The sequence below is a fragment of the Sagittula stellata E-37 genome, from assembly GCF_039724765.1.
Classification (GTDB): Bacteria; Pseudomonadota; Alphaproteobacteria; order Rhodobacterales; family Rhodobacteraceae; genus Sagittula; species Sagittula stellata.
On the sequence record NZ_CP155729.1, the window covers coordinates 2,271,837 to 2,285,107 of the forward strand.

15 protein-coding genes and 1 pseudogene are annotated in these 13,271 nt (G+C 66.1%); 5 read left to right on the forward strand and 11 right to left on the reverse strand.

Annotation, left to right across the window (positions count from 1 at the left end; all coding sequences use genetic code 11):
• Position 1 precedes the first annotated feature (1 nt).
• The 3 genes from plsX to ABFK29_RS10855 form a co-directional block, all read right to left on the reverse strand.
• Positions 2-1,132 carry a phosphate acyltransferase PlsX gene (gene plsX / locus ABFK29_RS10845; RefSeq protein WP_005857860.1) on the reverse strand — a complete coding sequence of 377 codons (1,131 nt, stop codon included), beginning with the start codon at positions 1,130-1,132 and terminating at the stop codon, positions 2-4.
• Between the two features lie 25 nt (positions 1,133-1,157).
• Complete coding sequence (gene rpmF / locus ABFK29_RS10850) at positions 1,158-1,364, reverse strand: 50S ribosomal protein L32 (RefSeq protein WP_005857862.1); 207 nt, start codon at positions 1,362-1,364, stop codon at positions 1,158-1,160.
• A gap of 189 nt (positions 1,365-1,553) precedes the next feature.
• On the reverse strand, positions 1,554-2,132 hold the full coding sequence (locus ABFK29_RS10855; RefSeq protein ID WP_040604376.1) for a YceD family protein: 579 nt from the start codon (positions 2,130-2,132) through the stop codon (positions 1,554-1,556).
• A gap of 90 nt (positions 2,133-2,222) precedes the next feature.
• Between ABFK29_RS10855 and ABFK29_RS10860 the strand changes: the two genes are divergently transcribed.
• From ABFK29_RS10860 to ABFK29_RS10870, 3 genes are all read left to right on the forward strand, one after another.
• The gene (locus ABFK29_RS10860; RefSeq protein WP_005857866.1) at positions 2,223-2,681 is read left to right on the forward strand and encodes an outer membrane protein assembly factor BamE; all 459 of its coding nucleotides are present in this window, start codon (positions 2,223-2,225) and stop codon (positions 2,679-2,681) included.
• 103 nt (positions 2,682-2,784) lie between these two features.
• Positions 2,785-3,531 (forward strand): GNAT family N-acetyltransferase, encoded by a 747-nt coding sequence (locus ABFK29_RS10865; protein WP_040604443.1) that lies wholly within the window; start codon positions 2,785-2,787, stop codon positions 3,529-3,531.
• 217 nt (positions 3,532-3,748) lie between these two features.
• Complete coding sequence (locus tag ABFK29_RS10870; protein ID WP_005857873.1) at positions 3,749-5,578, forward strand: ABC-F family ATP-binding cassette domain-containing protein; 1,830 nt, start codon at positions 3,749-3,751, stop codon at positions 5,576-5,578.
• A 42-nt stretch (positions 5,579-5,620) separates the two neighbouring features.
• On the opposite strand, the gene ABFK29_RS10875 is transcribed toward ABFK29_RS10870, so the two are convergent.
• A complete protein-coding gene (locus ABFK29_RS10875; protein ID WP_005857875.1) occupies positions 5,621-6,709 on the reverse strand; it encodes an AbrB family transcriptional regulator in 1,089 nt (362 codons plus the stop codon).
• A gap of 84 nt (positions 6,710-6,793) precedes the next feature.
• On the opposite strand from ABFK29_RS10875, the gene ABFK29_RS10880 reads away from it, so the two are divergent.
• Positions 6,794-7,906, forward strand: a complete 1,113-nt coding sequence (locus ABFK29_RS10880) for an acetoin utilization protein (RefSeq protein WP_005857877.1) — start codon at positions 6,794-6,796, stop codon at positions 7,904-7,906.
• Between the two features lie 69 nt (positions 7,907-7,975).
• Here ABFK29_RS10880 and ABFK29_RS10885 read toward each other — a convergent pair whose 3' ends face one another.
• The 7 genes and pseudogenes from ABFK29_RS10885 to ABFK29_RS10915 form a co-directional block, all read right to left on the reverse strand.
• On the reverse strand, positions 7,976-8,494 hold the full coding sequence (locus tag ABFK29_RS10885) for a fasciclin domain-containing protein (RefSeq protein ID WP_232281543.1): 519 nt from the start codon (positions 8,492-8,494) through the stop codon (positions 7,976-7,978).
• A 54-nt stretch (positions 8,495-8,548) separates the two neighbouring features.
• A pseudogene (locus ABFK29_RS10890) lies at positions 8,549-9,112 on the reverse strand (fasciclin domain-containing protein); the annotation flags it as partial.
• 198 nt (positions 9,113-9,310) lie between these two features.
• Entirely contained in the window at positions 9,311-10,405 is a 1,095-nt protein-coding gene (locus tag ABFK29_RS10895) for a tyrosine-type recombinase/integrase (protein ID WP_005857881.1), read from the reverse strand.
• Positions 10,294-10,602 carry a helix-turn-helix domain-containing protein gene (locus ABFK29_RS10900; protein ID WP_083803430.1) on the reverse strand — a complete coding sequence of 103 codons (309 nt, stop codon included), beginning with the start codon at positions 10,600-10,602 and terminating at the stop codon, positions 10,294-10,296. The genes ABFK29_RS10895 and ABFK29_RS10900 overlap by 112 nt, the downstream gene beginning before the upstream one ends.
• Positions 10,599-10,886, reverse strand: a complete 288-nt coding sequence (locus ABFK29_RS10905) for a hypothetical protein (protein ID WP_005857882.1) — start codon at positions 10,884-10,886, stop codon at positions 10,599-10,601. The genes ABFK29_RS10900 and ABFK29_RS10905 overlap by 4 nt, the downstream gene beginning before the upstream one ends.
• Positions 10,883-11,227 carry a hypothetical protein gene (locus tag ABFK29_RS10910; protein WP_083803431.1) on the reverse strand — a complete coding sequence of 115 codons (345 nt, stop codon included), beginning with the start codon at positions 11,225-11,227 and terminating at the stop codon, positions 10,883-10,885. Before ABFK29_RS10910 ends, ABFK29_RS10905 begins: the two co-directional genes overlap by 4 nt.
• A 283-nt stretch (positions 11,228-11,510) precedes the next feature.
• Positions 11,511-11,909: a helix-turn-helix domain-containing protein gene (locus ABFK29_RS10915; RefSeq protein ID WP_157136439.1), complete on the reverse strand. Its 399-nt coding sequence runs from the start codon at positions 11,907-11,909 to the stop codon at positions 11,511-11,513.
• A 544-nt stretch (positions 11,910-12,453) separates the two neighbouring features.
• On the opposite strand from ABFK29_RS10915, the gene ABFK29_RS10920 reads away from it, so the two are divergent.
• Positions 12,454-12,906, forward strand: a complete 453-nt coding sequence (locus ABFK29_RS10920) for a hypothetical protein (protein ID WP_005857889.1) — start codon at positions 12,454-12,456, stop codon at positions 12,904-12,906.
• The last annotated feature ends 365 nt before the right edge of the window (positions 12,907-13,271 follow it).

Sequence of the window (13,271 nt, forward strand, 5' to 3'; positions counted from 1 at the left end):
TTCAGTTGATGTCCTTCTGCCCGGCCGCATCCTGCGCCGCAGCGTCGCCAGACGCAACACCCGGCGGGTCGGTTTCGTCGAGCACTGTGGCCACGCGGGCGGCCAGCCGCTCTCCGAAACCGGTTTCGGCCAGCTGGAACGCAAGCTTGACCGCGGCGGAGATGCCGGTGGCATCCGCGGAGCCGTGCGATTTGACCACCGTGCCGTTCAGCCCGAGGAAGACGCCGCCGTTCACCCGGCGCGGGTCGATGCGCTTTTTCAGGCGGCTGAGCGAGGTCAGTGCCAGAAGCGAGGCGATGCGGGAGAGGGGGGAATAGGCGAAGGCCTCCTTCAGGAGGTCGCCGATCAGCGAGGCGGTGCCTTCGCCGGTCTTCAGCGCGACGTTGCCGGTGAAGCCGTCGGTCACGATCACGTCGCAGCGCCGCCCGGGGATGTCGCCGCCTTCGACGAAGCCGACGAAGTCGTAGCTGCCGCTGTCGGCGCTGGCCCGGATCAGGTCGTGGGCTTCCTTCAGCTCGGCCCGGCCCTTGTGCTCTTCGGTGCCGACGTTCAGCAGGCCAACGCGGGGCCGGTCGAGGTGCAGCCCGTTGCGGGCGTAGGACGCGCCCATGTGCGCGTATTGCAGAAGATCCTGTGCGTCCGCGCGGATGTCGGCGCCCACGTCGAGCATCACGTTGAACCCCTGCGGATTGCGCGAGGGCCAGAGGATGGCGATGGCGGGGCGGTTCACGCCCGGAAGCTTGCGCAGGCGAATCATCGACAATGCCATCAGCGCGCCGGTGTTCCCGCAGGAGACCGCCACGGTGGCATCGCCGTCGCGCACCGATTCGAGCGCGGACCACATCGACGTGCCCTTGCCGCGGCGCATGACCTGGCTGGGCTTGTCGTCCATGCTGACCACGCCCTCGGCGTTCTTCAGCGTCACGCGTTCGGGCAGGCCCTTCTTCTTGGCGACGAGCTTTTCAAGCTCTGCCTCGGGGCCGTGCAGGATGAAGTGGATTTGCGGATTCTTGGTCGCAGACGCGGCAATACCGGCGACAACTGCCGCCGGTCCCCGGTCTCCGCCCATGGCGTCCACTGAAATCACGACGCGGTCCGCGTCCGTGGCCTTCCTGTCGTCACGAGAGGTCATGCCGCGGTGTCCCGCCGTGCAGCAATCAAGCTGCGTCTTCGTCCAGGTCGATCTCGTCTGCCTGCGCGATCACTTCCCGTTCCGCGTAGTGGCCGCAGGACGGGCACACGTGGTGCGGGCGCTTCAGCTCGCCGCAGTTGTCGCACTCGTTCGGGTTTGCGGCGGACAGTGCATCGTGCGCGCGGCGGTTGTTGCGGCGCGACTTCGAAACTTTGTTCTGTTGGACAGCCATGTCTCAACCTTTCTCGAAGGGCAGGGATCTGCCTGCCGTGTGTCTCTTTTGGTGGCGTCGCAAGGGGGTGTCTTGAACCCCCGGTACGGCCCCGGTTCCTGGTCCTGATATGGCCCTGGTCAACTGGGTGCCTGCCATGCTCATGAGCGCGCGAAAATACGCAGGATCGCCCGAATGGCAAGCAGATTCTCAGTTGTTCCCGTCCGTATCGTCCATTTTTTTCTTCAGGTCGGCCAGACCGGCGAAAGGCCGCACATCTTCGTCGGTGATCGGTGTGACGCCGGGCTCGGCGAACTGGGCCGCGCCCAGCTCCACCCCTTCCTTGCGCGGATAAGGCGGCAGGGCAAGGGCCAGTTCCTCTTCCATGACGGAGGCGAGGTCGATCACCTCGCCCAAAGGTTCGAGGCTGTCGTCCTCGGGCACCTCTGTTTCGGACCCGGCCTCCGGATCCTCCAGCCAGCGGGCCGGGACGAAGCGGCGCAGCACGGTGGTGTCGATGCGCGTGGTCACCGGATCGAGCGTGACGATGCAGGACTGCACGACGGTGGCGCCCAGCTTTGCCTCGAGCTGCCAGCCGTCCTTGCCGCGCGGCGCCAGCGTGCCTTCGAAGCGCAGCTTGCGCACGGCGACGATCCCCAGCGCGGTGGCCAGTTCGGCGCGGGCCGTTGCGTCGGGTTCCATGAGGAAAGGCGTTTCACCGGATTGGCGCAGTTCCGTCACCCGGAGGCGCGGCCGGTCGGTGGGGCGGCGGGGGGCGGGTTGCGTCATGACTGCAGGCTTTCCTGACCTTGCTTGGATGGGTAAACTTCTCTAATCGGGATAAGAGTCTGCGGACACCAATACAAGAGGGGCCGGAACATGCACGGCATCGGGACATCGCTGAAGTGGGCCGTTCTGGCGATTGCGCTGGTCGGCGTGGCGGGCTGTGAGACACGCTACCGCAACCACGGATACGTGCCCTCGGAAGAGGTGCTTCAGCAGATCGTGCCCGGCGTGGACACCCGCGCGACGGTCGAGGACGTGGTCGGCGTGCCCAATGCCTCGGGCGTGCTGAACGACTCCGGCTTCTATTACATCCAGTCCGAGGTGAAGCATTTCGCCTGGCAGCGGCCGACGGTGACGGAGCGCGAGATCGTCGCGATCACCTTCGACCAGGCGGGTGTGGTCGACAATATCGTCACCTACGGGCTGGAAGACGGCCGCGTGGTGCCGCTGACCAAGCGCGTGACACAGACATCCGACGGCGACATCAGCTTCATCCGCAAGCTCTTTGGCAACATCGGCGGGATCAACCTGGGTGACATGCTGGGCGGGTGATCCTGACCGCCGGGCAGCGCAGCCCGGCGCGACGCATCCTTGTCATGACGTCGCGGTGCCCGGGGAGGGCTTGGCGGCGGAGGCCCATGCCGACGCCGGCGCGATGACCCTTCCTGTTATCCTTCTGGCCCGGGGGCGATATGCCGCCCGGCTGGCCGCCGCGCCCGGTGACGTGGCCGCCGCGCAGGCGTTGCGGGGACGGGCGTTCCTTGGCGAGGGTGCCGGGCCGGATGCCGACGGTTTCGACGCCATCTGCGATCACGTATTGGTCGAGGACCTCAGGAGCGGGCGGCTTGTGTGCTGCTTCCGCTTTCTGCGTCTGGACAGCGGGCGGGAGATTGGGCGCAGCTACGCCGCTCAGTTCTACGATCTTTCGCGGCTGGAGGCATTCGAGGGGCCGATGGTCGAGATGGGCCGCTTTTGCGTCGATCCCGAGGTGCACGATCCGGACGTGCTGCGCGTGGCCTGGGGCGCCATGGCGGCTTATGTCGACGGGCAGGGGGTGGAGATGCTGTTTGGATGCGCTTCCTTCGCCGGGACGGAGGCGCGCGCCTATTCCGATGCGTTCGCCATGCTGAAGGCGCGGCATCTGGCGCCCGCCCGCTGGCTGCCACGGGTCAAGGCGGAGGACGTCTATCCGTTTGCCAGGTTGCTGCGGCGCAAGCCCGATCCGCGCAGCGCGCTCATGCGGATGCCACCGCTGCTGCGGACATATCTGCTGATGGGCGGCTGGGTGTCGGATCACGCGGTGGTGGACCGCGACATGAACACGCTGCACGTCTTTACCGGGGTGGAGATCGCCCGCATTCCCGAGGCGCGCAAACGCCTGCTGCGCGCTGTGGCCGGGTAGCAGGGCGGCGCCCAGCCCCGCCCTACGTCGGGTGGTGCGGCGTTCAGGCGTGGCGGTATGACCGGGGGACGGAGGCCAGACGGCCGTTGTCGCCTTTCATGGCCGAAGCGCAGCGCGGGATGACCGGGACCATCGCCGGGTCCTTGATCGTGGCGGGCGGACCGGAGGACGCCTGACGACGCTTGACGGGGCGGACGGGCAGGCATAGCTCGCGCGCATGGTTGCACCGCTTCTTCAGCTTTCAGACGTGTCGCTCACCTTCGGTGGTGAGCCGGTCTTCGACGCCCTGTCCCTCAACGTCCAGCCCGGCGACCGGGTCGCGCTCGTGGGGCGGAACGGGTCGGGCAAATCCACCCTTTTGAAAGTCATGGCCGGGACTGTAGAGCCGGACCGGGGCGACCGGGTCGTGCCCGTCGGCACCTCCGTCGGCTACATGGAGCAGGAACCGGACCTGTCGGGCTTCGAGACGCTGGGCGATTTTGCGGCCTCCACGCTCCAGGCGTCGGAGATGTACCGGGTGGAGCGCGCCTCCGAAGGGCTGAAGTTCGATCCCGACCGTCCGGTCGCCACCGCCTCGGGCGGGGAGCGGCGGCGCGCGGCGCTGGCCAAGCTGATGGCCGAGGAGCCGGAGCTGATGCTGCTGGACGAGCCGACCAACCACCTCGACATCGAGGCGATCCAATGGCTGGAGGACGAGCTGAAGGCCACGCGCCGGGCGTTCGTGCTGATCTCGCACGACCGGCGGTTCCTGACCGAGCTGACGCGCGCGACGCTGTGGATCGACCGGGGCGCCGTTCGGCGGCAAGAGCAGGGCTTTGCCGCTTTCGAGGCCTGGCGCGACAAGACCTGGGAAGAAGAAGACATCGCCCGCCACAAGCTGGATCGCAAGATCAAGTCCGAAGCGCGGTGGGCGGTCGAAGGCATCAGCGCCCGGCGGACGCGGAACATGGGCCGGGTGCGGCGCCTGCAGGACATGCGCGCGGACCGGTCGGGCCAGATCCGGCGGCAGGGGACGGCGGCGATGGACCTCGCTTCTGGCCCCAAGTCGGGCAAGAAGGTGATCGAGGCGACGGGCGTCAGTCATGCCTTTGGCGACAAGTCCATCGTGAAGGGCTTCGACCTGAAGGTGCAGCGCGGCGACCGTGTGGCCTTTGTCGGGCCGAACGGCGTTGGCAAGACGACCCTGATCCGTATCCTGATGGGAGAGATCGCGCCGGATGCAGGCACGGTGACGCTGGGCACGAACCTTGTGCCGGCGGTGTTCGACCAAACCCGCTCGCAACTCGACCCCGAAAAGTCGCTGTGGGATTCGCTGACCACCGACAAGGACATGCGGGTCTCCGGTTCGTCGGATCAGGTGATGGTGCGGGGTGTGCCGAAGCACGTGGTGGGGTATCTGAAGGACTTCCTTTTCGACGAACGGCAGGTGCGGGCGAAGGTCGCCTCGTTGTCGGGGGGCGAAAAGGCGCGGCTGCTTCTGGCGAAGCTGATGGCGCGGGAATCGAACCTTTTGGTGCTGGACGAACCGACCAACGATCTGGATGTGGAGACGCTGGACCTTTTGCAGGAGATCCTCGACGACTACGACGGCACGGTGATCCTGATCTCGCACGATCGGGATTTCCTCGACCGGGTGGCGACGACGACGGTGGCGATGGAAGGCGGCGGGCGCGCCGTGGTCTATGCCGGCGGCTGGTCGGACTACCGGACGCAGAAGCGCGAGGCCGAAGGGGGCGGGCGCGAGAAGGCGAAGAAGAAGGGCGGCGGAGAGGCGTCACAGTCCGCGCAGCCCGTACAGTCGTCGAAACCGGCAGAGAAACCGGCGCTGAGCTTCACCGAGAAGCACCGGCTGGAGGAACTGCCCGGGGTCATCGACCGGCTGGGCGCGGAGATCGCCAAGCTGGAGGCGTTCCTTGCCGCGCCGGACCTTTTCACGAAGGAGCCGCTGAAGTTCAGGAAGGCGACGGAAGCCCTGGTCGAACGTCAGCAGGTGCTGGCCGCGTCCGAGGAGGAGTGGCTGGAGCTGATGGAGAAGGCAGAGGGCTGAGACGGCCGGTATGTTATCGCGAGGCGTCGTCTGGCTCGGGGGTCAATACGGCTTTGTGCGCAGTCCCATGACCTTCGCGGCCAGCGGCATCTCGACCACGGTGATGAGGATACGCACCACGTGGTGCAGGCTGACCAGCGCCGGGTTCGCGGCGAGCGAGAGCGCGACCACCGACATCTCGGCCACGCCGCCCGGCGCGAAGGAGATGAAGAGGTGCAGGAAGGCGATGCCGGTCAGGTGCTGCAGGACGATGGCAAAGGTCATCCCCAGCACCAGCATGTAGGACACCGACAGCGCCGCCAGCCAGAGCGAGCGGCGCAGGAGGCCCGCATCCACGCCCTTGAACCGCATCCCGAGGCTGACCCCGATCACGAGCTGCGCCGTGGCGATCAGCCAGAAGGGCAGGTGCAGGTCCAGTATGCCCGTGATGGTGGCTGTGGCCGCCAGCAAGAGCGGCCCGGTCAGTTGCGGGGCGGGCAGGCGGATACGCCGTCCGATCCACAGGCCCAGCACCGCCGTGATCGCGATCATCCCCAGTGCCAGCGGCGTGACCGGCGGCTTGTCCCCGCCGATGGTCAACCCGGCGGCACTGCCGACCGGGTGGCCGATCCACAGCGACAGCCCGACCGGCAGAAGCGTGATGACAAGGATGATCCGCAGGAACTGCTGTACCGTCAGGACGCGCGTGTCGGCGCCTGCGGATTCGCCCATGAAGATGCTCTCCATCAGCCCTCCGGGAGTGCCGGAGAACAAGGCCGTCGCCTTGTCGTATCCGCCGATGCGATGGAAGATCGTCATGTTGCCCAGGTGGGCCGCCACGACGAAGAAGACCAGCGCAGAGAGCGTGATCGGCAGCTCGCCCGCCAGCGACAGCAGGTCCGGCGTCACCTGCGTCCCGATCATCACGCCGATCAGCGCGACAAAGAAGGTCCGGAAGTTCATCGGGAAGGCGTAGTCGGAAATCACCTTCGGTTGCACCAGCCGCACGGTCACGCCCGCCGCCAACAGCCCGCCGAACATCCAGGGCATCGGCCAGTGCACCCAGTAGGCCAGAAGACCGCCGATGGTTCCTATGGCCAGCATCATCGCGGTTTGCAGGACGACTCGGAGCGTTATCTTGGGCAAGTACATGGCGCATCCGATACACCCGCGCTGACGGCGGGGCAATCGGTTGCCGGGTTTTTCCGTTGCAACACAGGAGGCTAGAACGGACGCATGACAGGGGCACGTTTCATCACCTCGCGGATCTACCGGGGATCTGTCTATGGCGCGCGGCATCCGCTTTCGATTCAGCGGGTGCCGGCGGTGACCGATCTCGCGGTGACGTTGGGGTGGCTGGGGCCCGGACGGATGCTGACCTCGCCCCGTGCGAAGCCCGCAGCGCTGACCGGATTCCACACGTCCCGCTACGTCGCGGCGCTGATGGCGGCGGAGGCGGCGCAGCACGTGTCGCCCGAGGTGCGCGACCGGCACGGGCTGGGCACGCTGTCGAACCCGGTCTTCGCCGAGATGTACCGCCGCCCGGCGACAGCGGTGGGCGGCGGCATGCTGGCGGCGGAACTGGTGGCCGACGGCGGCGTGGTCCACAATCCGGGCGGCGGCCAGCATCATGCCATGCCGGATCGGGCGGAGGGGTTCTGCTTTCTGAACGAGCCGGTGCTGACCATCCGCAGGCTGCTGGCGATGGGGCTCAAGCGCGTGGCCTACGTGGACATCGACGCGCATCACGGCGACGGGGTGGAGGCCGCCTTTCCGGGGTCCGAGCGGGTGCGCACGATCTCTGTTCACGAAGCGCGGCGCTGGCCCTTCACCGGCGCGCTGGGGGACAACGCGGGGGGCGCGGCCTTCAACCTGCCCGTGGGGCGCGGATTCAACGATACGGAGTTCGCGCTGGTGCTGGAGGAGGTGATCCTGCCCGCCGTGGCGGATTTCCGGCCCGACGCGATCTTTCTGCAATGCGGGGCGGATGCGCTGGCCGAGGATCCGCTGGCGCGCCTGGCCCTGTCGAACCGCGCGCATGTGGCGACGGCGCTGGCGCTGCGGGCGCTTGCGCCGCGCCTGATCGTCTCGGGCGGGGGCGGCTACAACCCGTGGAGCACGGCGCGCTGCTGGGCCGCCGTATGGGGCGCGCTGGCGGGGGAGGTGGCGCCAGACCGGCTGCCGGACGCGGCAGAGGCGGTTCTGCGCGCCCTGCACTGGCACCGCAAGGGCATCCCGGACGAGACGCTGCTGACCACGCTCGCCGATGCGCCGCGCGAGGGGCCGGTGCGGGACGATCTTCGGTCGGACGTGGCGGTGCTGAAGGCGCGGCTGAGGGCCGTGCTCTGAGGGCGCCTGCATGTGACACGGCCCGCGCCGGGGGGGCGCGGGCCGTGCGGTTCTGCCGAGGAAGCGGGGTTACCGCGGCAGCAGCACCCCTTCGATGACGTGGATCACGCCGTTCGACTGGTTCACGTCGGCCTGCGTGATCTCGTAGGCTTCGCCGTTCTCGTCGAAGATGAAGATATTGCCGGAGGCCGTCACCTTGGCCGACAGGGCGTCACCCGAAACGGCATTGAAGTGATAGAATCCGTCGCTCTGGCTGCGGGCCGCTTCGCGGATCGACTGGGCCGACCAGTTGCCCGCCACCACGTGGGCGGTCAGGATCTTGGTGAGCTGGTCCTTGTTCTCCGGCTTCAGCAGCGTGTCGACGGTGCCGGCGGGCAGTTTGTCGAACGCCGCGTTGGTGGGGGCGAAGACGGTGAAGGGACCTTCGCCACTGAGCGTGTCGACAAGGTCGGCCGCCTTCACAGCGGCAACCAGTGTGGTGTGATCGGCGGAGTTGACCGCGTTTTCGACGATGGTCTTCGACGGGTACATCGGCGCACCGCCCACCATCGGCACATCGGTCTCGGAGGCCATGGGGGCGTCCGCCATCGCGGTCTGGGTCGTGTCCTGTCCGGCCATGCCCTGGTCCATGCTCTCTTCGGCGGCAGGCAGCATGACCGTGTCGATGACGTGGATCACGCCGTTCGACTGCTTGACGTCGGCGATGGTCACGGTGGCGACGTTGCCCTGTTCGTCGGTCAGGGTGATCATGTCGCCGTCCATCTTCGCCTGCAGGGTGCAGCCGCCAAGCGTGGGGACAGGGTGGGTGCCGCCGTCGTCGGCGATCATTCCTGCGATCGCGTCGGACATGGCATTGGCGCCGACCACGTGACAGGTCAGGACCTTGGTAAGCTGATCCTTGTTTTCGGGCATCAGCAGTGTGTCGACGGTGCCGTCGGGCAGTTTGTCGAACGCCGCGTTGGTGGGGGCGAAAACGGTGAACGGACCTTCGCCGCTCAGTGTCTCGGCAAGACCCGCCGCCTGCACGGCCGCGACCAGCGTGGTGTGATCGGCCGAGTTCACGGCGTTCTCGACGATGGTCTTGTCGGCGAACATGGCGGCGCCCCCGACCATCGGGTTCTCCATCGCGTGGCTTTCGGCAAGGGCGGGTCCGGCCAGCACGAGGGCAAGTGCGGTGGCTGCGACGGATGTGGAAAGGCGTTTCATGAAGGTCCTCCTCTTTGGACAGCGGCAACCAGTGCGCCGCGATGTCAAAGCCACGGAGGATCGGTCCGGACGGTTTCGCGCGGTCACGGATCTGTGACCTGAGGCGCATCGGTTCGGTCTTGTCAGGAAGATTGGAGCGGGTAGCGGGAATCGGACCCGCGCGTTCAGCTTGGGAAGCCAAGCGCATCCTTAGCAACGTTATGAATTATCTGCACTTTTCTTTTGTCTTCGGGAGAATCTTCGGGACTCGTCATTCTGGAGGGCCGAGAACCCATCCAGCGCAGAAGCCAGATCGTCGTCCAGAACATGTGCGTACCGGCTTGTCGTCGTGATCTCTGAGTGTCCCAGGAGACGGCTCACCAGTTTGAGGTTCTGGGTCTGCCGAAGCATGCGCGTCGCGAAGGTGTGGCGCAGATCGTGGAAGCGAAAGTCCTCAATCCCCGCGGCGTTGACCGCCGCAGCGAAGTGCTCGAACGCCGTCGAGTTCTGGATGATGCGACGGCGCTCAGGCTTTTTCCTGTTCTGCACTTCGAAGGTGAAGACATAATCTCGGTGCGGAGGATGCTCGGCGCGGGGTAGGGCGCCGATCAGTGCTTTTATCTCCCGGCTCATCGGAAAGGCCATGGTTTTGGCCTCGGTTTTGCTGTCCGTCTTCATCTGAAGCGTCATCCGTGCGGCGTCGTGGTCGATGTCCCGCCAGCGTAGATTGCAGATTGACGCTTGTCTCGCTCCGGTCATCAGAGCGAATTTCACGAGTGGCAGAAGATCCGGCCGCAGCTTTTCGAACAGACGCCCTTGCTCGGCAAGCGTCAAGGACCTGACGCGCTCTTTCGGCTCGGCCAGTTTCACCGCCTTGAAGTCGAGCTCGGCCAACTTCGCGCCATGGTGCTTTTCCATGTAGCGCAGCGCTCGCCCCATCGCCTGCAATGTTCGGTTTATCGTCGCGCCAGAGACATGCCAGCGGCGAACGGACCGGAACCGGGTCAGATCGGATTGCTTGAGTGCGTCTAGGTGGGTCTTGCCGTCGATGACGCCCAGAACGGAGCGAAAGTGGCTCATTGCGGTGCGCGCGCTTGGCTGGTGGGCGCAGACGTCGCTGTAGTAGGTGCCGAAGGCTTCCGACAGGGTGAAACGTCCGGTGATCTGTGGAGCGTGCTTCGCCTTGACGCGTGCCGCTGCCTCTACGGCTTTCGCCTCTTCGAAGTCTTCAGTGCCACAACTTCCGTGAAATCGACGACCCCGGATCTGGAAGTCGTAGTGCCAGAAGCGCGAGCCTTTGGGGCGGTACGGCATGGCGGTGTCTCCGAGATCACTTTCGCTGCGACGTAGGCGGCCAGATCGTCCTCTCGATAGCGGTGGCAACCGGGAGAAATCTCGGCGAAGGGTAGACCGCTACGGCGCAGCTTGCGAAGCGTCTTCGTCGAGACCCTCAGATACTCCGCGGCTTCATCACTGGTAAGCAGCCGTGCGAGTTGGCGTGGAGCTCTCATGCGACCACCGCCCGTTCTGCCGCCATCTGGCGGGCGGCCATGTCGATGATGCGGGTGACATCCTCGGTCACCGTCTCGGCGGTCGACAGGTAGAAGGTGTCGATGCCCTGTTCGCCGAGTTCGTGCACGATGATCCGTGTCACCAGCGCGCCGTCCTGGCGGCGGATGTCGTAGGTGTGCAGATCCGGCTCGGGCGCGCCGAAGCTCTTGGCAAAGCCGCGCGGCTCGACCCGGAACCCGGCGATGTGCAGGTCGATCACCAGTCGGTCGCGGGCGCGGCTCATGTTGCATTGCCTTGCGCGGAGTGACGGGCGACGGCGGCGCGGATGGCGGGCAGGGCGGCGGTAACCGCCTCAGCCACCGTGCGATGGTCCCGCGCTGCTGGGATCGGCGCCCAGCATTCGGGATGACGGGCGCGCAGGACGCTTAGGCGATGGGCGCGGGCATCATCGATGCGGGCGGAGGTGTCGTCCTCGAGCCGCTGTCTTGCTTTCAGCGTGGCCCAAGTGTGCACCGCGATGATCGGGTTGGGACGAGCATCGCCAACGATCAGCGCGGCGGCCTCATGCGGCGCTAGGGATGTCGCAGGGCGGCCACTGGGTATGTGCATGATTGATCGTGTCATGCCAGTATCCGACGGTATCGGGTGGGGCAAAATTCCAGAGACTCGGTGAACACGGGAGGGACCTCCATCGGGTTTGACGAGGGTCAATATTGTGACCAAATCGGTCACTGTCAATCTGGATAGTGACCAAAATGGTCAAAACTAACCTTATGGCCGTCTGCTGCCTGTCGGTCAGCGGGTCACGTAGAGTGCTTGTGGTGGGGTGAATGTACTGGACGACGAATCAACTTTTGCGCGAGGCGGCAATCCTTGCGTGCGACTTGGGGTGTACTGTGGATGAGGTTTACTTTTCGGAAACCTGGCGGATGCGCATGGCGAGATCGACGGGCAATTTGTCGGCTCGGCCGAGAATTAGGAAGTCGAGTGTGACGCCGAAAGTGGTGACCAGTAGTGCGGCTGTTGTGTCATTAATGGCCCGGCGTCCGTTTTCAAACCGAGACCAGTAGGTTCGTTCGATGCCGAGCATGTCGGCCATCTCGGATGGCGACAGCCCTAAAGCTTCCCGCAATAGGCGTAGGCGATAGCCGATCCGCTCTGGGCGCATCTCCTTTACAACCTCATCGGGTAGTTGTTGCGGTGCAGCGTTTGCCATGGCGCAAATGTGCGCTGTGACCGATTTGGTCTCAATTTCCAATTTGGCGGATTGACGAATGACCGTTTCGGTCATATCCCTGTCGGCCATGCGTGACTTGTCTCCGATAAACATCCTAAGTCGCTGGCCGGATAGAGCGTCCATCCACGCTGATGTGCTGACGGTTGATCAAAAGATTCAGATGGTCGCTGTTCACCGTTGGTTTTCTCGGAACAGCATTCCGAGCAAATTCTGGCTGGCTTTGGTAGAGGGAGCGGCAAAACGCGGCTTCAAGGTCACTCCTGAGGAACTGGCGGGCGCTCATGACGGACGCCGGCGGTGCAAGGCAGCATGATCCGCCGCGCGAAGCATATCCCGGCGCCTCAGCCACGGTTCATTCTGCGCATACGTTGGCTAGGCTGCTGCGCCGCCTGGCGGACCACCTCGACGCGAGGGACGAGGGGGGCTTCAGCATCATCCAGGACGACGACTTCCCCGCGCGTATGGCGTTGTCCGCCCCGAGCCTGGCTGTACCCGGAACCGCGCGTTCGCGTGATCCGCAAATGGCCGGGGAGGGGCACTGATATGCTGCAGGGTTGGTCATCCCTAGAGACTGCGCCCAGTTGGTCGTCCTTCCAAGGAAACGAGGTTGAGGATGCTTGATGCGCGTCAGGTGAACGCGGCGATGTCGGCGCTGATCGACGGGACCTTCGGGTGCCTGGACGCGGCGGCGGAAACGATCAACGCCCGGCTGGGCACGTCGGTGTCCAAGGGGACGCTGTCGAAGATCCTGTCCGGGCAGCACCAGTGGCCGGCGGTCTACATCTGGGCGCTGGAGGATGCGGCGGGGCGCTACCCGGTGTCGCGGCTGCGCGGGTCCGGTGCGCCTTCGGAGGCCGCCCGCGCGGGCCTGCGGGTGCTGGATGCCGCCAGCGCGGCATCGCGCGAGGCGGGCGAGGCGATTTCCGCGGCGGTTGTCGCTGCCCAGTCCGGCGATGCCGGGGGGCAGGTCCGTGCGCTGCAGGAGGCGCGCGAGGCGGCGGAGGCGATGGCGCAGCTCGTCCAATCGCTCGAGACGCAGTACGCCTCCGACGGGGTGCAGATATGAGTTCCGGCCGCTCCACACTCACGGGGCCGGTGGCGGGCGTTGCCGTCATGGCATGCGCCCGCCAGACAACCCCGTTGCGGCTGGTCGATCCTCGGGCCGCCGCGATGTGCACCCTCCCTGCCCGGTGCGGAGGTGGGTGCAGACCGGGCGCCAATCGTTTCGCCGTGCCTGTGGCGAAGCCTGAGCCGGGTCCGTTGCGACCCGGCCATCTTGACCGCCGGGGACGCGCGACTGTCCCCTCGCACGGGCGCGCCCCGGCGGTCCTTTCCCTCCCGCTGGCAGGCCGGGTCACGCCTGCCACCTCCCTGTTGAACCTTGCCCGGTGCGTGGGTCTCACGCCCGCCACCGGGCATCTTTCGGAAGGG